The sequence below is a fragment of the Sanguibacter sp. Z6_81 genome, assembly GCF_057180625.1.
In genome coordinates this window covers 72,977-91,918 of record NZ_JBXUFV010000005.1, presented here as the reverse complement: position 1 = coordinate 91,918, position 18,942 = coordinate 72,977, and the positions used below count along the sequence as shown (strand labels likewise).

At 70.7% G+C, this 18,942-nt stretch carries 17 protein-coding genes and 1 tRNA gene; 15 read left to right on the top strand and 3 right to left on the bottom strand.

Features of this window, described 5'->3' with window-relative positions:
* The first annotated feature begins 101 nt into the window (after positions 1–101).
* The 14 genes from AC2AXK_RS13105 (at position 102) to AC2AXK_RS13040 (ending at position 16,375) form a co-directional block, all read left to right on the top strand.
* Complete coding sequence (locus tag AC2AXK_RS13105; protein WP_484345830.1) at positions 102–4,106, top strand: endo-1,4-beta-xylanase; 4,005 nt, start codon at positions 102–104, stop codon at positions 4,104–4,106.
* 179 nt (positions 4,107–4,285) lie between these two features.
* Complete coding sequence (gene eno, locus AC2AXK_RS13100; RefSeq protein WP_484345829.1) at positions 4,286–5,566, top strand: phosphopyruvate hydratase; 1,281 nt, start codon at positions 4,286–4,288, stop codon at positions 5,564–5,566.
* Positions 5,567–5,856: 290 nt separating this feature from the next.
* Positions 5,857–6,471 (top strand): FtsB family cell division protein, encoded by a 615-nt coding sequence (locus AC2AXK_RS13095; RefSeq protein WP_484345828.1) that lies wholly within the window; start codon positions 5,857–5,859, stop codon positions 6,469–6,471.
* A gap of 63 nt (positions 6,472–6,534) precedes the next feature.
* On the top strand, positions 6,535–7,056 hold the full coding sequence (locus AC2AXK_RS13090) for a DUF501 domain-containing protein (RefSeq protein ID WP_484345827.1): 522 nt from the start codon (positions 6,535–6,537) through the stop codon (positions 7,054–7,056).
* A gap of 47 nt (positions 7,057–7,103) precedes the next feature.
* Positions 7,104–8,123, top strand: coding sequence for a Ppx/GppA phosphatase family protein (locus AC2AXK_RS13085; RefSeq protein WP_484345826.1), 1,020 nt, complete (start codon positions 7,104–7,106; stop codon positions 8,121–8,123).
* Between the two features lie 198 nt (positions 8,124–8,321).
* Positions 8,322–8,651 (top strand): PadR family transcriptional regulator, encoded by a 330-nt coding sequence (locus AC2AXK_RS13080; protein ID WP_484345825.1) that lies wholly within the window; start codon positions 8,322–8,324, stop codon positions 8,649–8,651.
* A complete protein-coding gene (locus tag AC2AXK_RS13075) occupies positions 8,651–9,844 on the top strand; it encodes an HAAS signaling domain-containing protein (RefSeq protein ID WP_484345824.1) in 1,194 nt (397 codons plus the stop codon). Before AC2AXK_RS13080 ends, AC2AXK_RS13075 begins: the two co-directional genes overlap by 1 nt.
* A gap of 130 nt (positions 9,845–9,974) precedes the next feature.
* On the top strand, positions 9,975–11,471 hold the full coding sequence (locus tag AC2AXK_RS13070) for an NAD(P)/FAD-dependent oxidoreductase (protein ID WP_484345823.1): 1,497 nt from the start codon (positions 9,975–9,977) through the stop codon (positions 11,469–11,471).
* 103 nt (positions 11,472–11,574) lie between these two features.
* Positions 11,575–11,648, top strand: a tRNA-Leu gene (locus AC2AXK_RS13065).
* A gap of 73 nt (positions 11,649–11,721) precedes the next feature.
* Entirely contained in the window at positions 11,722–13,359 is a 1,638-nt protein-coding gene (locus tag AC2AXK_RS13060; protein WP_484345822.1) for a GH39 family glycosyl hydrolase, read from the top strand.
* A 157-nt stretch (positions 13,360–13,516) separates the two neighbouring features.
* Positions 13,517–14,365 (top strand): Bax inhibitor-1/YccA family protein, encoded by an 849-nt coding sequence (locus AC2AXK_RS13055; RefSeq protein ID WP_484345821.1) that lies wholly within the window; start codon positions 13,517–13,519, stop codon positions 14,363–14,365.
* A 118-nt stretch (positions 14,366–14,483) separates the two neighbouring features.
* On the top strand, positions 14,484–14,888 hold the full coding sequence (locus tag AC2AXK_RS13050; protein ID WP_484345820.1) for an FKBP-type peptidyl-prolyl cis-trans isomerase: 405 nt from the start codon (positions 14,484–14,486) through the stop codon (positions 14,886–14,888).
* 161 nt (positions 14,889–15,049) lie between these two features.
* Complete coding sequence (locus AC2AXK_RS13045; protein ID WP_484345819.1) at positions 15,050–15,964, top strand: hypothetical protein; 915 nt, start codon at positions 15,050–15,052, stop codon at positions 15,962–15,964.
* A gap of 45 nt (positions 15,965–16,009) precedes the next feature.
* Positions 16,010–16,375, top strand: coding sequence for an Rdx family protein (locus tag AC2AXK_RS13040; protein WP_484345818.1), 366 nt, complete (start codon positions 16,010–16,012; stop codon positions 16,373–16,375).
* Between the two features lie 7 nt (positions 16,376–16,382).
* Here the strand turns inward: AC2AXK_RS13040 and AC2AXK_RS13035 are convergent, their stop codons facing one another.
* Positions 16,383–16,784, bottom strand: a complete 402-nt coding sequence (locus AC2AXK_RS13035) for a DUF5997 family protein (protein WP_484345817.1) — start codon at positions 16,782–16,784, stop codon at positions 16,383–16,385.
* Between the two features lie 41 nt (positions 16,785–16,825).
* Here AC2AXK_RS13035 and AC2AXK_RS13030 point away from each other — a divergent pair, with 41 nt between their 5' ends.
* A complete protein-coding gene (locus AC2AXK_RS13030; RefSeq protein WP_484345816.1) occupies positions 16,826–17,671 on the top strand; it encodes a LysR family substrate-binding domain-containing protein in 846 nt (281 codons plus the stop codon).
* On the opposite strand, the gene AC2AXK_RS13025 is transcribed toward AC2AXK_RS13030, so the two are convergent.
* Both AC2AXK_RS13025 and msrA read right to left on the bottom strand, forming a co-directional pair.
* Complete coding sequence (locus tag AC2AXK_RS13025) at positions 17,622–18,140, bottom strand: VanZ family protein (protein WP_484345815.1); 519 nt, start codon at positions 18,138–18,140, stop codon at positions 17,622–17,624. The two genes, AC2AXK_RS13030 and AC2AXK_RS13025, sit on opposite strands and share 50 nt — an antisense overlap.
* 31 nt (positions 18,141–18,171) lie before the next feature.
* Entirely contained in the window at positions 18,172–18,837 is a 666-nt protein-coding gene (gene msrA / locus AC2AXK_RS13020) for a peptide-methionine (S)-S-oxide reductase MsrA (protein ID WP_484345814.1), read from the bottom strand.
* Positions 18,838–18,942 lie beyond the last annotated feature (105 nt).

The following is an 18,942-nucleotide window of genomic DNA, read 5'->3' as shown; positions in this document are numbered from 1 at the left end:
TGATCTCGCCCGCACAGATCGAAACTTTCGGAAAGGGTAGAGCTGAGCCGCGACACGCACGCGCTCAAGCCTCCTCCGGAAGAAGCAGGATCGCGGCCCTCGTGGCTGCCGCAGTCGTAGCAGCGCCCCTCGCAATCCTTCCCATCACCTCGGCGCAGGCTGCTGACGTCGACATCCTCTCCAACGACTTCGAGACCACCTACGAGCCGTGGGCACCACGGGGTGCCGCGAAGCTGGCACTCTCACCCGAGGCGCACACGGGCAGCAGCAGCCTGCTCGTCACGGACCGCGCCGACACATGGCAGGGCACCGCTACCTCCCTCACCGGTCTGCTCGCGCCCGGCGAGGAGTACGACGTCTCCGCCTGGGTCCGGCTGCCGGCCGGCTCCACCGCGGACACGCTGAAGTTCACCGTCGAGGAGACCCCCTCGGACTACGTCACGGTGGCCGAGGCCACGAACGTCGGCGACTCGTGGGTCGAGCTCTCCGGCACCTACACGATGCCCGCCACAGCGACCGGCGCGCTGCTCTACCTCGAGGCGGGCAGTGCAGCCACGTCGTTCATGGTGGACGACGTCGTCATCAACGGCCCCGAGCGTCCCGCCGGCGGCGGCGAGGCTCCCGCCGAGCCCACGAGCCCTGTCGTCACCCCGGTGACCGCCGCACGGGGCTCGGGCAACGTGTCCGCCCTGACGTTCGACGACGGTCCCAACGGCCAGACCACGGCTGACCTCCTCGACTTCCTCGAGACGCAAGACATCCAGGCGACGTTCTGCGTCATCGGCGAGAACATCCAGAAGCCGGGCGGCGCGGAGCTGCTCCAGCGGATGGTCGACGAGGGCCACGTCCTGTGCAACCACACGACCGGCTACGCCGACCTCGGCAGCGCGTCCGAGGCCGACATCGAGGCCGACCTCCGGGAGAACCTCGACATCATCCGCGAGGCGCTCGGCGACCCGACGGCGCCCGTACCGTTCTTCAGGGCGCCCAACGGCAGCTGGGGTGCGACCCCGGCCGTCGCCGTGCGCCTCGGCATGCAGCCGCTCGAGGTCACGAACACGATCAGCGACTGGGAGACCCAGGACCTCGCCACGCTGACCGCGAACCTCCGCGCCAGCATGAGGGCGGGCGAGATCGTGCTCGTGCACGACGGTGGCGGCGACCGGAACAACAGCGTCGCCGCGGTGCGGACCGTCGTGGCGGAGCGTCTCGCTCAGGACTGGGAGTTCACCCTCCCCGTCGGAGCCGACGCGACCGGAATCCCGGCCGAGCCGGAGACTCCCGTGGCAGACCCCGGGCTCAGCAACGACTTCGAGACCGGGCTCGGTGCCTGGGGCGTGCGCGGTGAGGGCGGCGACGCCCAGGCCGTCGCTGCGCTCGACGACGACGGCCGCAACGGTGGGCAGGCAGCCCTCGTGTCCGGTCGCACGAACCCCTGGAACGGCCTCCAGGCAGACGTCGTCGACGTCCTTCAGCCCGGAGCCTCCTACAGGGTCTCCGCCTGGGTGAAGATGGCGGCGGGGGCCAGTGCCGCCGACGTCAACCTCAGCCAGCAACGCGGTCTCGCGGACGCCACGACCTACTCGCAGGTCGCTTCCGCGACCAACGTCCAGAGCGGCGCGTGGCAGCAGATCTCCGCCACGTACACGGCCCCCTCCACCGCCGACCAGCTGCTGCTCTACTTCGAGACGGCGGCAGGGACGTCTTCGTTCCTCGTCGACGACATCGTCGTCACCGCGATCAACCCCGGCGACGAGACTCCCGTGCAGACGGACATCCCGTCCCTGAACGACCTCGACGACCCGCTCCCGTGGCCCCTCGGCGTCGCGATCGACGCTCGCGAGACCGACGGGCAGGGCGAGGTCCTCGTCACGAAGCACTTCGACCAGATCACGGCCGAGAACGCGATGAAGCCTGAGGCGATCCAGCCCACCGAGGGTGAGTTCAACTTCGCTGGCGCAGACGCGCTGGTGGACTTCGCGGTCGAGAACGACATGCGCGTCTACGGGCACACGCTCGTGTGGCACAGCCAGACGCCTGAGTGGTTCTTCAACAACGCTGCCGGTGAGCCCCTGACCAACAGCGCAGCAGACCAGGCGATCCTCCGTGACCGCATGAAGACGCACATCGACACCGTGGCGGACCACTACCGCACGAAGTACGGGGAGTTCGGCTCCGCCACCAACCCGATCGTCGCGTTCGACGTCGTCAACGAGGCGATCGACGAGTCCCAGTCCGACGGCCTGCGCAAGAGCCGCTGGTTCCAGGTGCTCGGCGAGCAGTACCTCGACCTCGCGTTCGAGTACGCGAGCGACGCGTTCAACGGCGGCCAGGTGGGCGGACCCGTCACCCTGTTCATCAACGACTACAACACCGAGCTGCCCGGCAAGCGCCAGGCGATGGTCAACGTCGTGGAGCGCATGCTCGAGCGTGGCGCGCCCGTCGACGGCATGGGACACCAGTTCCACGTCAGCCTCGCGACGCCGATCGCCCAGATGAAGGCCAGCATCGACGCCTTCGCCGAGACCGGCCTCGTGCAGGTCGTCACCGAGCTCGACGTCGGGGTCAACGGCGAGGCGACCCCCGAGCGGCTCGTCCAGCAGGGGTACTACTACGCGGATCTGTTCGACATGCTCCGTGAGTACCCCGACCTGTTCTCCGTCACTCTCTGGGGACCGGACGACGCGCGCACCTGGCGCACCGGGGAAGCCCCCCTGGTGTTCGACGAGGAGCGCCAGGCCAAGCCCGCCTTCTGGGGCATCGCCGACCGCAGCGAGCTGCCGGCTCTGACCCGCCAGGTCACCACCCACCAGGCCGACCTCACGGTCGAGCCCGGCGTGGTCGACGACATCGAGTGGGCGCTGCTCCCGCTGACGGAGATCGAATCGAGCGACGCGGGGACCACCGGCTTCCAGCTGCGCTGGGACGAGGGTCGACTTCTGGCCTACGTCCAGGTGCAGGACCCCACGGACGACGGCGCCGCCGACACGGTGACGCTGTTCGCCGGTGACACCTCGCTCGAGGTCGCGCGTGACGGATCCACCGCCGGCACCCAGGTGGTCAGCACGGAGACCGGGTACACCGTCGTCGCCGAGCTCGCCGTCGACGGCATCACCCGTGACTCCACCGTGCCGTTCGACGTCCGCATCGCGGACGGTGGCACCGGTGAGCTCGTGTCGTGGAACGACCTCACGCACAACCAGGAGGACGGTTCCGCGCTCGGCACCGCCGTGCTCGTCGAGCCCGTCGGCTACGTGGCCATCCCGCGTGCCGAGGGCGACGTGACCATCGACGGTGAGATCGAGGAGGCCTGGGCCGGTGCCGCTGTCGTGAGCACCGACACCCAGGTCGAGGGCGAAGCAGAGGGTGGAGCGACCGCCACGGTCCGCACCCTGTGGACGGAGGGCGTGCTGCACCTCCTCTTCGAGGTCACCGACGACGAGCTCGACAAGTCGGCCATCGACGCCTACCTGCAGGACTCGGTCGAGTTCTTCGTCGACCCGACCAACGCGAAGTCCGGTCCGCTCAACCCGGCGGACGGCCACTACCGGGTCAACTTCGACAACGAGCAGTCGTTCGGCGGTGACCCCACCGTCATCGGCGACAACCTCCAGAGCGCGACGGCGATCACGGACACGGGGTACATCGTCGAGGCGTCCGTCCAGCTCACCGAGCCGGAGGAGGTCGCCCTCGCCGCAGCGGCGGAGGACGGCCCGTTCATCGGTGTCGAGTTCCAGGTCAACGACGCGACGCCCGGCAACACGGCGCGCACCTCGGTGCGGTCGTGGAGCGACCCGACGGGCAACTCCTACCAGGACACGAGCCGTTGGGGGGTGGGGCAGCTCGTCGAGACCCTCGACGTCGTGGTCCCGACCGACCCGACCGACCCGACCGACCCGGTCGTGCCGCCGGAGGACCCGACCGACCCGGGCACGGCCCCTGCGGCGGGTCCTGCCGGCCCCGGAGCTGGCGACGCGCCGCGCTCGGGTGGATCGCTCGCCCTCACCGGTGCCGAGCTCACCGGGGCGCTCCTCGCCCTGGCGCTGCTCGTCGGTGTCGGCGCTGCCCTCGTCCGGTACCGACGTCGGGGGCTTGACGGCGCGTAGGTGGTGACACCTGCCCTGACCGAGTGACACCGCGGGCCCTGACCTCATCCGAGGTCAGGGCCCGCGGTGCGTCCGGAGGAGGGCTGCCGCGGGAACCACGGGACGAACATCCCGACGCTCCCGGCTGCGATCCAAGTACGCTGGGAAGGTAAACCCCAAGTCCTTCCCAAGGAGCATCTGTGGCCAGCATCGAAGTTGTGTACGCACGCGAGATCCTCGACTCGCGCGGAAACCCCACCGTCGAGGTCGAGGTCGTCCTCGATGACGGTTCCTCCGCCCGCGCGGGCGTCCCCTCCGGTGCGTCGACGGGTGCCTTCGAGGCCGTGGAGCGCCGCGACGGCGACAAGGGCCGCTACCTCGGCAAGGGCGTCCAGCAGGCTGTGGACGCGGTCAACGAGGAGATCGCCCCCGAGCTCATCGGCCTCGAGGCCGAGGAGCAGCGCGAGATCGACGCGACGCTCATCGAGCTCGACGGCACGCCCAACAAGGGCAAGCTCGGCGCCAACGCGATCCTCGGTGTCTCGCTCGCCGTCGCGCAGGCCGCTGCCGAGTCGGCCGGCCTGGAGCTCTTCCGCTACGTCGGTGGCCCCAACGCCCACGTGCTGCCCGTCCCCATGATGAACATCCTCAACGGTGGGTCGCACGCCGACTCCAACGTCGACATCCAGGAGTTCATGGTCGCCCCCATCGGCGCCACGACGTTCCGTGAGGCCCTGCGCACCGGCGCGGAGGTCTACCACTCCCTGAAGTCCGTCCTCAAGAGCGAGGGCCTGTCCACCGGCCTCGGCGACGAGGGCGGCTTCGCCCCCAACCTCTCGAGCAACCGCGCTGCGCTCGACCTCATCCTCGTGGCGATCGAGAAGGCCGGCTTCACGCCCGGCGTCGACGTGGGCCTCGCGCTCGACGTCGCAGCGACCGAGTTCTTCAAGGACGGCGCCTACCAGTTCGAGGGTGCCGCGAAGACCCCGGCCGAGATGGTCGAGTACTACCGCCAGCTCGTCGCCGACTACCCGCTCGTGTCCATCGAGGACCCGCTGAGCGAGGACGAGTGGGACAGCTGGGCCGAGCTCGTCGCGACCACCGGCGACAAGGTGCAGATCGTCGGCGACGACCTGTTCGTCACCAACCCCGAGCGCCTCGCCAAGGGCATCGCGCTGCGCAGCGCGAACTCGCTGCTCGTCAAGCTCAACCAGATCGGTACGCTCACCGAGACCCTCGAGGCTGTCGAGATGGCGCAGCGCGCCGGCTTCACCGCGATGGTGTCGCACCGCTCGGGCGAGACCGAGGACACGACGATCGCGGACCTGTCCGTCGCGACGAACGCCGGCCAGATCAAGACCGGTGCGCCCGCCCGCGGCGAGCGCATCAACAAGTACAACCAGCTCCTGCGCATCGAGGAGAGCCTCGGCGACTCCGCGCGCTACGCCGGCGCTGCAGCGTTCCCCCGCTGGAACCGCTGACCCGCTCGACCTGAGCCGTCCCGCACCACGTGCGGGACGGCACGCCAGAGCTGCCCGGTGGTCCCCGCGACCGCCGGGCAGCTCTGTGTCGTCTCCCGGTACGGCGAGTCCGTGTGTGTCGGCACGGTGGAGGCGGCGCGTCGTGGTCGGCGGGACCTGCGTGCCCGGGGGAGAATCAGGGCGTGGCTCCCGCATCCCGTCCTCCCGTCCCACGCCCCTCCGGCGCTGGGACGACGGGGCGCGCCACGCCGCGCACCCCGGCCCGCCCCGCGCCGCGGCAGGCGCCGACGGTGAAGCCCGCCACACAACCCGACCCGCGCCCGCGCCCGCGCGCGTCGACCGCCACGCCACCCGGTGGGACACCCGGGACCACCGGACCTGCCGGACGCTCCTCGCGCCGACGCCCCTCCACCCGCACCGCGTCGCCGCGCGTGCGCCGCTCGGCGGTCCGGGGTTCTGCCCGGCTCGGAGCCACCCAGGGCCGCCCCTCGGGCTGGGTGCGGATCCTCACCGTCCGTTCCGTCGTTCTCGTCCTCACGGCGCTCACGGGGTTCGTCCTCATCACCCCGACAGCGTTGCCGTTCATGAGCCAGCAGGCGGCCAACGAGGAGCTGCGCACCCAGCTCGCAGCGACGCGCGCGGCGAACGAGGAGATGCAGAACGAGCTGAGCCGGTGGCAGGACGACAAGTACGTCATCGCGCAGGCGCGCGGCAGGTTGACGTTCGTGTTCCCCGGCGAGACGCCCTACCGGGTGCTCGACCCCGAGTCCGCGGTCGAGGTCATCGACCCGGAGGCCGGCGAGGAGGTCGCCGACGGCCCGGTGACGACGGGGCTCGATGCCGACCAGACGTGGTACTCCACCGTGTGGGACTCCGTGCAGATTGCGGGCAACGCTCCGCAGTGACGGCACAATGGTTGCCGCGACAGGTTCCCGGAGGAACCCGCCCCCACCCTGATTGGACTGCTTGTGACTGACCCGGCCCCCGCCGCCGACATCGACCCGCGCGCCGTAACCCCGGCCGACCTCGAGGTGCTCGCCGAGCAGCTCGGCCGTCCGCCCCGCGGGGTCGTCGGCATCGCGGCCCGGTGCGTGTGCGGTCGCCCCCTCGTCGTGCGGACCGCGCCCCGGCTCGACGACGGCACGCCCTTCCCGACGACGTTCTACCTCACGAGTCCCGGCGCGGTCGCGGGCGCGAGCACCCTCGAGGCGAACGGTGTCATGCGAGAGATGTCCCAGCGGCTGCTGGAGGACGAGGACCTCGCAGCCCGGTACGCCGCGGCGCACGAGCACTACCTCGCCGAGCGTGAGGCGCTCGGTCATGTCGAGGAGATCGCGGGCATCTCCGCGGGCGGGATGCCTGTGCGAGTGAAGTGCCTGCACGTCCTCGTCGGCCACGCCCTGGCGGCGGGCCCCGGGGTGAACCCGCTGGGAGACGAGGTGCTCGAGCGCATGCGGGACACGTGGCGGCCGGACCGCTGCACCTGCTGAGCCCGGTCCGCTCTGCGGATCCGAGCAGGGGTGGCAGTCTTGTCCCCATGACATCGGCACCCGCTCCCCGGCTCTCCGACGCTTTCCCCGACTCCGCCGACGAGACCGCCACCGTGCGGGTCGCGGCGATCGACTGCGGTACCAACTCGATCCGTCTGCTCGTGGCGGACATCGACCCGGTGGCCGGCACGCTCGTCGACGTCGACCGCCGGATGGAGGTCGTCCGTCTCGGTCAGGGTGTGGACCTCACGGGCCGCCTCGCCCCTGACGCTCTCGAGAGGACCCTCGACGCCACGACGAGGTACGCGCAGATCTGCCGGGACCTCGGTGCCGAGCACATCCGCTTCGTCGCGACGTCCGCGTCCCGCGACGCGGAGAACCGCCAGGACTTCGTCGACGGCGTCGTCGCGGCGCTCGGTGTCGAGCCGGAGGTCGTCTCGGGGGAGGAGGAGGCAGCTCTGTCGTTCCGCGGCGCCACGGGAGTGCTCGGGACGGCGCACCCCGCGCCGTACCTCGTCGTCGACCTCGGTGGCGGGTCCACCGAGCTGGTGCTCGGGGTCGAGCAGCCCGAGGCGTCCTTCTCCATGGACGTGGGATGCGTGCGCATGACGGAGCGGCACCTCGTGCAGGACCCCCCGACGTCCGAGCAGGCCGACCGCGCCCGCGCGGACGTGCGGGCAGCTCTCGACGTCGCGGCGCAGACGGTGCCGCTCGGCCGGGCGGCGACGCTCGTCGGGCTGGCGGGGTCCGTCACGACGGTCACCGCGCACGCGCTGGGGCTCGACGAGTACGACCGGGAGCGGATCAACGGCGCCGTGCTCGACGTCGACGCGACGCTGGCGGCGTGCGAGGACCTGCTGGCGCGGACAGGCGCCGAGCGCGCGGAGCTCGGGTTCATGCACCCGGGCAGGGTCGACGTCATCGGCGCGGGTGCACTCGTCTGGTCAGAGGTCGTCGCGCGGGTCCGGGACGAGGTGGCCGCAGCGGGCGGGGAGCTCGCGACCGTCGTCACGAGCGAGCACGACATCCTCGACGGCATCGCCTGGAGCCTCGTGCCGACGAGCTAGTCGATCGGTTCCGCCAGGCGACGCGAGCGCCCCGGAGCGTCGGACCCCCGTCGAGCAGCCGTCGACGGGGGTCCTTCTGTACCCGTCCGTCTCCCTCCGGGTAGTGCGGTCTAGCCGGTAGTGCGCTGTGCGTAGTACTGTGTGTGCTGCACCACCGACCGTCCGTCCCGGATGGTCAGGACCCGGCACGGAGGATCGATGGATACCACCCAGCTGCTCAAGGGCGTGCTCGACGCGGCGGTCCTCGCCGTGGTCGCGGAGGCGGACGGTTACGGCTACGACGTCGTCCGCCGGTTGCGCGCCGCCGGCCTCGAGGGCGTGGGCGACGCGTCCGTGTACGGGACGCTCCGGCGCCTCTACTCGGCCGGGATGCTCTCGAGCTACGTCGTGCCCTCCGACGAGGGACCGCACCGCAAGTACTACGGGATCAACCCCCAGGGCCGGGCGATGCTCGAGACCCAGCGCAAGGAATGGCACGAGTTCTCGGGGGCCATGACAGCCCTCCTCGCGAGCGAAGGAGCGGCATGATGGCCACGACGATCTTCCTCTACGACCACGTGAGCGAGTACGCGACGCAGGTGCGTTCCCATCTCGCCGACCTCACCCCGGAGCAGGTGGACGACCTCACCGACGGGCTCGAGGCGGACCTCATGGAGGCTGTCGAGGATCCCGCGTCCCCGTCGGGCCCGATCCCCGTCGTCGTCCCCGCCGCCCCGCACGACGGGCAGGAACCCGGTGCCGGAGTGCCGGTCCTCGACCTCACCACCCGCTTCGGAACTCCGGCGGACTACGCCCAGGAGCTGCGCGCCGCGGCGGGGCTGCCCATGCTCGTTCCTACTCCGTCGGCGAAGCACGTGGGGCCGACCGGAGCGTTCCGGGCCGTGGGGGAGGGTCTGCGTGAGACGGCAGCGGACGCCCGACGGGCCGTCCTGCAGCACCCGCGATGGCCGGCCGTCAAGGACTTCCTCCTCGTGCTCCGGCCGGTCTGGTGGGTCGCGCGCGCCTGGGTCCTGGCCAGCATTCTCGGGGGCATGTTCGGGGGTGCGACGTTCGTGCTCGCACTCGTCGCCCTGACCGTCGTCAGCGTCCAGTACGGGCGCGGCCGGTGGACGGTCCCCGACCGGTGGTCGTGGGCCCCGACCCTGCTCAGCGCGCTGGCGCTCGTGCTCTTCCTCCCGTTCGCCGCGGCTGCCACCGACGGTGAGGGAGGGTCGAGCATCACCTCCTCCTACGACGTCCCGCCCGAGGACGGCGTGTACGTCGACGGCGAGCTCGTCGGCAACCTCTTCGTGTACGGCCCCGACGGCACCTTCCTCGACGGGGCGCAGATCGTCGACGACGAGGGCCGGCCCGTCCGCATCGGGCGGAGCGACATCTACGACGCGGAGTCCGGCTCCTCCCGCTACTTCGCGCCGCGCGAGGACGAGTACGGCCGCGCCGTCGAGAACGCCTATCCCGTCCCGAGCTTCCTCGAGGGGGACGGCTACTGGGAGGACGGGGTCGGGCGCGTGCTCCCGGAGGGCGCTGCACCCGACGTGCCCGCCCCGCCCGTCGCGCAGCTCGCGCCGCTCGCGGGAACCGGGGAGGGGGAGGTTTCCGACCCGACCGCGCCAGGGACCGACGACGCACCGGTGACGCAGGACCCCGAGCCGGTGCCCGATGCCCCTGCGCAGGACGGTGCTGAGCCTGCGCCCGAATCCCCGCCCGCGCCGCAGGGATGAGCCGGGCGGGCGCACGGTCGGCGATCCCCGGCGCGCCTGCGCCCCGGTGTGCTGGGGATCACGTCTGATGTGCCCGGGATCACGCAGACGATTGCTCGCTGGCCAAAGGTCCCGGTAATACGATGGCCGTATGCCTGATACTGACCTCTCCACGGACACGACAGACCAGACGGGCGCTGCCGTCTCCGCGAAGCCCGCGGCGCCGCGCCCTCGCAAGGTTCCCCGCATCGTCGTCCTCGGAGGCGGGTCCGTCGGCCTCTACTCGGCGCGTCGGCTCCGGCACCGCCTGGGTCGCCAGGAGGCGGCGATCGTCGTCATCGACCCGCGCCCGTACATGACGTACGCGCCGTTCCTCCCCGAGGTCGCCGCAGGCTCCATCTCGGACCGCGACGTCGTCGCTCCGCACCTCCGCGCGCTCAAGAACATCGACACCCTGCAGGGCCGCGTGACGAACATCAACCACGGCGCCCGCAAGATCGAGGTCACGCCCGAGGAGGGCGAGCCCTACGAGATCACGTACGACCACCTCATCGTCGGTCTGGGTTCCGTCGCGCGCACGCTGCCCATCCCCGGCCTCGCGGACCAGGCCATCGGGTTCAAGAACGTCGAGGAAGCCGTCGCCGTCCGTAACCAGGTGCTCAACCGCATCAACCTCGCGACCTCCACCTGGGACCAGGACGTGCGCAAGCGCATGCTCACGTTCACGTTCGTCGGAGGTGGCTTCGCCGGCGTCGAGGCGCTCGCGGAGACCGAGGACATGGCTCGCGCCGCCGTGAAGAACCTGCCGGGCGTCGAGCAGTCCGACCTCCGCTTCGTCATGATCGAGGGCACCGACCGCATCCTTCCGGAGCTCACGCTCGAGATGGCTCTCTACGCCCTCGAGCAGCTGAAGAAGCGGGGGATCGAATTCCACCTCTCCACGTTCCTCAGCTCCTGCGTCGACGGTCACGTCGTGACCTCGACGGGCGTCGAGTTCGACTCCGACACGATCGTGTGGACCGCAGGAGTCAAGGCGAACCCCGTGCTCGGTACGTCGGACCTGCCGCTCGACAAGATGGGCCGCCTCATGGTGCTCCCGACCCTCCAGGTCGCCGACGCCGACGGCAACGTCGTGCCGGACGCCTGGGGAGCGGGCGACTGCGCCGCCGTCCCGGACCTCTACAACGAGGGCAAGTTCTGCCCGCCCAACGCGCAGCACGCCATCCGCGAGGCGAAGGTCCTGGCGGACAACCTCTTCGCGGTGCTGCGCAGCGGCGAGGTCAAGGAGTACAAGCACAAGAACGTCGGGACCGTCGCGTCCCTCGGGCTGCACAAGGGCGTCGCGATCCTCTTCGGCAAGATCAAGCTCCGTGGGATGCCCGCATGGCTCATGCACCGGGCGTACCACGTCTCCGCGATGCCGACCATCAGCCGCAAGGTCCGGATCACCACCGGGTGGGTGGGTGCCTACCTGTTCCGTCGTGAGCTCGTCTCGGTCGGGGCGATCCACGACCCGCGCGCCGAGTTCCGTGCGGCGTCCGCCCCGCCCAAGCAGGCGAAGAAGCCCGAGCACGACGGATCGGCGGCCGGCGGGCCGCAGGACTCCGCGGTCCTCCCCGGCGGCAAGCCCTCCGAGGTCGCGGGCTGATCGTCCTGCGATGACGTGACGAAGGAGACGTACCCTGTGGGTGCGTCTCCTTCGTCGTTCCCGGGTCCGCCGTGGGTCCGTGCTCGCGTCGCAGGTCAACGCCGCCCCCGTAGCCCAATTGGCAGAGGCAGCCGACTTAAAATCGGCACAGTCAGGGTTCGAGTCCCTGCGGGGGCACGCTCGGTCGACCAGACCGCAGGACATGCCGCCACCGTCGGCGCACCTCGTCCAGAGATCACAGGAGATCACCATGACGACCGCCCCCACCCGTCACCCGTCGCCCGTCGTCATCGACGGCGAGACACCAGAAGCAACGGCGCTCCGGCACGTGTGGAGCTACTGCGCCGGTGCCGGACGGGCGAACGAGGCCCTCCGTGCCGACTGGCAGGGCCAGTTCCGGGAGGCCGTCGACCGGCTCGGGTTCCAGTTCGTCCGGTTCCACGGCGTGTTCCACGACGACATGTTCGTCTACCGCGGTTCCTACGGCGGCGGCTTCGGGCCGGACGTCCCCCTCGACACGCCTCAGTACACCTACTCCTACGTCGACAAGGTCTTCGACTTCCTCCTCGATCTCGGGGTGCGACCGTTCGTCGAGCTCGGGTTCATGCCCCGGGAGCTCGCCACCCAGACCGAGACCGTGTTCTGGTGGGGCGCCCACTGCAGCCCGCCCAAGGACATGGACCGGTGGGTCGAGCTCGTCGTCCGCACCGTGGAGCACTGGATCGAGCGGTACGGGCTCGAAGAGGTGCGTGAGTGGCGCTTCGAGGTGTGGAACGAGCCGAACCTCGTCCCGCACTTCTGGACCGGCACGAAGACGGAGTACTTCGAGCTCTACGCCCGCACCGTGACCGCGATCAAGGCGATCGACGCCGGGCTCAAGGTGGGTGGACCCTCGACGAGCGTGTTCGTCCCCGACGCGCGGTACGCGGGCGAGACGGAGGACCGCGCCGCAGAGGCCGCCACAGCGGCAGCGGAAGACATCGACGCCCTGGACTGGCGGCCGGTGTGGATCGAGGAGTTCCTCGTCTGGTGCGCGGAGCGCGAACTGCCCGTGGACTTCGTCACGACCCACCTCTACCCGACCGACTTCGCGTTCGACTCCAACGGGCAGGGCGTGCACCTGAGCAGGCACGCGGACGCCACGGCCGACGACCTCACCCTTCTGCGGGACCTCATCGGTGCCAGCGCCTACCCGGACGCGGAGGTCCACATCACCGAGTGGTCGAGCTCGCCCTCGAGCCGCGACCGCATGCACGACACGGTGTACGCAGCCACGTACATCACGCGCAGCTACCTGCGCTGCACTGAGCTCGCGGACTCCATCTCCTACTGGACCTTCACCGACATCTTCGAGGAGGGGGGCGCGGGTCTCGGCCCGTTCCACGGGGGATTCGGCCTCGTCAACGAGCAGGGGATCCACAAGCCGACGTTCCACGCGTTCTCGATGCTCGCGCGCCTCGGCGACCGCCTGCTCGTGGCGACCCCGCACGGGGTCATCTCCCAGGACTCGGCGACGTCGCGCGTCGCGGCGGTCTTCTACAACTACCCGGAGGAGATGGGGACGCGGTCGGTGGGATCGCGCAACTCGTTCCGCGAGACCCGGGACCTCGCGGAGCTGGGACCCGAGCGCCGTGTCCGGCACACGATCGGCGGCCTGACACCTGGCGCCGTGTTCGCGATCGAGGTGCTCGACGCCGACCACGGGAACGTCGCCGAGGCGTGGGACGCCATGGGGGCGCCGCTCAACCTCACGCGGGAGCAGACCCGGTTCCTCAGCGAGCACGCCGACGCGCTCCTGCGCCGCACGGCCGTCGTCGGCCAGGACGGCGTCCTCGACCTCGATCTCACGCTCGCCCCCTGGGCGGTGGCGTCCGTCGTCGAGCTGTGACGTGCCCTGGCGCAGGCCGACAGGACCGAGAATCGGGTGGGAACAAGCGCATGTGCTCGTCCGTTGACTACTGTGAGCACGTGTGATGATCCGGCCAGCGAGATCCCCTCGGCCGGCGTCGCAGACGTCGGACCGGAACCGCGACCAGGAGGCAGGAATGGGAAGCCCAGTATTTTCGAAGAGCGACGCGTTCAGTGCGAACGCGCGCCCCGCGCAGTATGCCGGTGCACAGCAGTACGGCCAGCCCCAGCAGTACGGGCAGCCGCAGTTCGGTCAGTACGGCGCGGCCCAGGCGGGCATGGACGCGGCGACGATGAACTCGATGTACAACGCCCCGTCCGCGACGCCGGTCCAGACGGGCCGGCTGACGTACGACGACGTCATCATCAAGACGTCGGGCCTCCTCGCGATCATCGTCGTCGTCGGTGCCATCACCTGGGTCACGGTTCCCCAACTCTTCTTCGTCGGGGCGATCGTCGGCCTCGTGCTCGGTCTCGTCAACGCCTTCAAGCGCGAGCCCAGCCCGGCCCTCATCGTCGCGTACGCGGTCGCCGAGGGTGTCTTTCTCGGGGGGATCAGCAAGTTCTTCGAGAACCAGTGGAACGGCATCGTGCTGCAGGCCGTCGTCGCGACAGTCGCAACCTTCGCCGCCTGCCTCTTCCTCTTCCGCTCGGGTCGCGTGCGGGTGACGCCGCGGTTCACGCGGTGGTTGCTGTTCTCGATGGTCGGGTACCTCGCGTTCTCGCTCATCAACCTCGTCGTCGTCCTCGCCGGTGGTGGCGGTGACTTCGGGCTGCGCAGCGGTCCGCTGGGGATCATCGTCGGCCTCATCGCCGTCGGCCTCGCGTCCGCGTCGCTCATCGTCGACTTCGACGCCGTGCAGCGGGGCGTCCGCAACGGCGTCCCGGCGAAGTTCGCGTGGACCGCGGCGTTCGGTCTCGTCGTCACCCTCGTGTGGCTGTACCTCGAGTTCCTGCGCCTCATCGCGATCTTCCAGAGCGAGTGACCGCCCGCTAGACACGGCACGGCCACGAGGGCCACGTACGTCCGACGGACGTACGTGGCCCTCGTCGCGTCCTCGCCCTAGGGTGAAGGTTCCCCACCAACACACGAGAGGTCTCTCCATGACGAACGAGCTTCCCCAGGCATCCGGCGGATTCGGCGACAAGCCGACGCTGACCTTCCCCGACACCGCAGCCCCCGAGGGCCTGCAGGTCAAGGTCCTCGTCCAGGGCAGCGGCGACGAGGTGTCCGCCGGCGACACCATCGTCGTGCACTACCTCGGACAGTCGTGGAACGGCGGGGTGTTCGACAACTCCTACGACCGCGGCGCGACCATCGACTTCCCCATCGGCGTGGGTGCTGTCATCGGCGGCTGGGACCAGGGGCTCGTCGGGCAGCTCGTCGGCTCCCGCGTCCTGCTGTCCATCCCGCCGGAGCTCGGCTACGGCCAGCGAGGCGTCCCCCAGGCGGGCATCGAGGGCGGCGCGACCCTCGTGTTCGTCGTGGACGTCGTCGGAGTCTCCTGACCGCATCCCACGATGCGACGCTCCCGCGCTGCCCGCTGCCGACGGCCGCTCCCCACGGGGTGCGGCCGTCGGCGCGTCTCCACCCATCGGAGGAGCGACCGGGACATATCTCCGCCCCCGGACGGATGTCGAGGTCACCTACTGCGGGCCACGCTTGGAGGGTGACCAACCTTCGCGCACGGAGCATGTGGCTGGCAGCAGCAGCCCTCACCAGCCTGCTGGCGGCGTGCTCGTCGGCGACCTACGCGATCCTCCCGAGCGTCGATGGAGCGGACGACGACGTGGCCGTGGCCCAGGCGGAGCGCCTCGTCACGCTCATCGAGCAGGTCGAGCTCCGGTATGCCGTCGACCCACCGCCGCGCGCTGACGTCGTGCTGCCACCCGGGCTCGCCGTCGCCGACGTCGCAGGCCGGCTGTCCGAGCACCTGTACCTGTCGAACCAGTCGCGCGCCTATGCCACCGCGCACGCCGCGTACCTCGTCGAGCAGTGGACCGGCGTGGAACGTCCCGCAGACGTGTCGGTGACGGCGTCGGACGTCTCCGTCGTGGGTCGCACGTCGAGCGACGACCCTGTCGTCGGCGTGACGATCGACGTCACCTACGAGCGCGCGGACGGCGTCGACACGTCGGTGAGCACCCGGTACGCGACGACCTGGATGCAGACGGACGAGCCTGGCGTCGACGCGGAGGGCAGGGCGGTGACCGGCGAGAACTTCGACGGCGTCCGCATGCTCGAGGTCTACCCGCTCTACGACGAGGACGGCAGGCCGGCGCTCGACAGCGGCAACGGCTCACGGTCTCCCAGCGGCGTCGTCACCGAGTACCTCCGCGCGGTCGCGACCGGGAGGGCGAGCACCGTCGATCGGCTCGAGGGGTCGATCCACACGTCCGACGAGGTCCGCTCGGCCCTCCGGTCGCTCCTCCAGCGGTTCCCGAGGTACACGCTCATCGAGATCCCCTCGGCCAGGCTCGGGGACCAGCACACCCTCTACGCGGTGCAGGAGGGGGGCGATGCGGTCCGGGGTTTCGACGTCCGCGTCGGACCCGACGGCCCGGTGGTCACCCCCCGGCTCTGAGGTGGTGGCTACAGTGTGCAGGACGACGACGAGCTGGAGCAGAGCATGACGCAGCCCACAGCCCTTCCCACCCCTGAGCCGACGGTGACGACGGCGGGTGCACGCACGAGCGTGACCGGCCGCGCCCTCCCGCGCGTGGCGATCACCTACTGCACGCAGTGCCGATGGCTCATGCGGGCCGCGTGGATGGCCCAGGAGATCCTCACGACGTTCCAGGACGACGTGGGTGAGGTGGCTCTTGTCCCGGCCACCGGTGGGATCTTCCGTGTCGCGGTCGACGGCGAGACGATCTGGAACCGCAAGGTCGACGGTGGGTTCCCGGAGATCACCGAGCTCAAGCGCCGGGTCCGGGACCGGGTGGCTCCGGGCCGTTCGCTCGGCCACGCGGACGCCGGCGCCCCCGCGTCCTGACGAGCGGTCAGTCGCGTCGTTCGTTCTTCTGCGCGAGCTTCTCGTCACGCGCGCGGATGCGGTCCTCCTCGGCTCGCACCTGCGCCTGGACCGCGCGCTCACGGACGAGCCACTCCGGCTCCTCCTCGCGCAGCTCGTTGATCTGCTCCGTGGTGAGAGCCTCGGTGATGCCCCCGCGAGCCAGGCCGGCGATCGAGACACCGAGCCGGGCCGCCACCGTCGGTCGGGGGTGCGGGCCGTTGCGGCGCAGCTCGACGAGCCACTCCGGCGGATTCGTCTGCAGGGCATCGAGCTCGTCACGGGTGATCGACGAGTGCTGGAACTCCTCGGGTGCGGCAGGCAGGTACACGCCGAGCTTCTTCGCCGCGGTCGCGGGCTTCATGGACTGGGGCGTCTTCGGCGGGGTCATGGACCAAGGATATCGGCCGCGCGACCGGTAGCCTGACTGACGTGAACAACGAGACGCCGCCCGACGGGCCAGCGGAGCCAGACCTTCCGGCGCCGCCGACCTTCCGTCTCGGCTACGTCCCCGGCGTCACTCCGGCGAAGTGGGTCGGAGTGTGGCGGGACCGCCTGCCACAGGTGCGTCTCGAGCTCGTTCCCCTGCCCGTCCTCGAGGCCCGGGGAGCAGTTCGCTCCGGTGACGTGGACGCAGCGCTCCTGCGCCTGCCGGTGGACACGACCGAGCTCAGCGCCATCGGGCTCTACAGCGAGGTTCCCGTCGTCCTCGTCCCCACCGACCACGTCGTCAGTGCCGTGGACGAGGTGCGCGCGGACGATCTCGCCGACGAGACCGTGCTCCACCCGCTCGACGACCTCCTCGAGTGGGAGACCCGTCCGGGAGTTCCCGCGCGCGAGCGCCCGGAGACCATCGCCGACGCCGTCGAGCTCGTCGCCGCCGGTGCCGGGCTCCTCGTCGTCCCGCAGTCCCTGGCACGGCTCCACCACCGCAGGGACGTCGTGTACCGACCGGTCAGTGACGGTCCGACGTCCTCGGTCGCCCTGGCGTGGCACGTGGACCGCACGACGGAGCTCGTCGAGGAGTTCATCGGGATCGTGCGGGGCCGCACGGCGAACAGCTCCCGAGGGCGCGGCGCCGCTTCTCAGGCCGCCGTTCCGCAAGCCGGGGCTTCGGCGGAGCCCGTCGTCTCGAAGGCGACCGCGGCGAAGCGGGCTGCGGCGCGGGCGGCCGCGGATCGGAAGGCGGCTGCCGAGCGGAAGGCCGCCGCGAGGGGCGGGGTTCGCTCTAGCGGCCGGAAGCCCGGGAAGTCCGGGGGAAAGCGCGGGCACCGCTGACGCCACGCAGCGTGAGCGCGGCGACGAGCAGGACCCCTACCGCGGCGCCTGCTGTGTTGAGCACGACGTCCTGGACGGTGGACACCCGCCCGGGCAGGATGCGCTGGACCGTCTCGACGGCTGCGGAGAAGCATCCCGCTCCGGCGACGACGAGCGTCGCCGTCCGGGTCGTCGGGCGGCCGCCCCCAGCACCCCGACGATCGTCGCTGCCTCCCGTCGGCGCATGCCGCGCCTCGCCCCCGGTGGGGCGCACGAGCAGCAGCACGAGGACACCGAACGGCACGAACATGACGACGTTCCCCAGCGCCTCGGCGGCGTCGAACGTCAGCGGGACGCCACGCGCAGCGCACCAGGCCAGCGCGGTCTCGATCCACCGGGGGGCGGCGGACTGCTCAGGTGACGGCCAGCACGTGACGACGAGGACGAGCCCGAGATAGAGGGCGGTGACGATCCGCAGGGCGTGTCGCACGGTCCGAGCCTACCGACCGGACCACCACGTCTCAGACGGGGACGGGGCAGGAGACGCCCGTGGAGTGCACCGGGCAGTAGCCCGCGGGGTTCTTGTGCAGGTACTGCTGGTGGTAGCCCTCGGCGTAGTAGAACGTCCCGGCCTCCTCCGCCGGGCGCAGGTCGGTCGTGATCTCACCGAAGCCCCGCTCCGACAGGCTCGTCTGGAAGGCCTCGAGCGTGGACCGGGTGATCTGCTCCTGCTCGGGCGTGGTCCAGTACACGGCCGACCGGTACTGCGTCCCGACGTCGTTGCCCTGGCGGAAGCCCTGCGTCGGGTCGTGCGACTCCCAGAACGTCTTGAGCAGCTGTGCGTCGCTGAGCACGGTCGGGTCGTACGCGACCATGACCGCCTCGGTGTGCCCGGTCATCGCGGTGCACACCTCCTCGTAGGTGGGGTTCGGCGTGAAGCCACCCTGGTAGCCCGCTGCTGTCGTCACGACGCCCGGGAGCTGCCAGAACTCCTTCTCGGCACCCCAGAAGCACCCGAGCCCGAGGTAGATGACACGCGTCCCCTCCGGCCACGGTCCGGCGAGCGGCGTGCCGAGCACCGCGTGGAGTGCGGGCACCGTGTACGTCGGGAGGGGGCGGCCCGCGAGTGCGCGGTCGGCAGTGACCATCGTCGTCGTGCGGGGCGACCCGAACAGTGATCCGAACATGTGACCTCCTGGATGGTCCGCCCGGGTGCGGACGGGGATGATTCTCTCCGGCGTCAACACACGGGGGGTCCGCGCTGTTCCCGGTCCGCGCCCCGTAACCTAGCG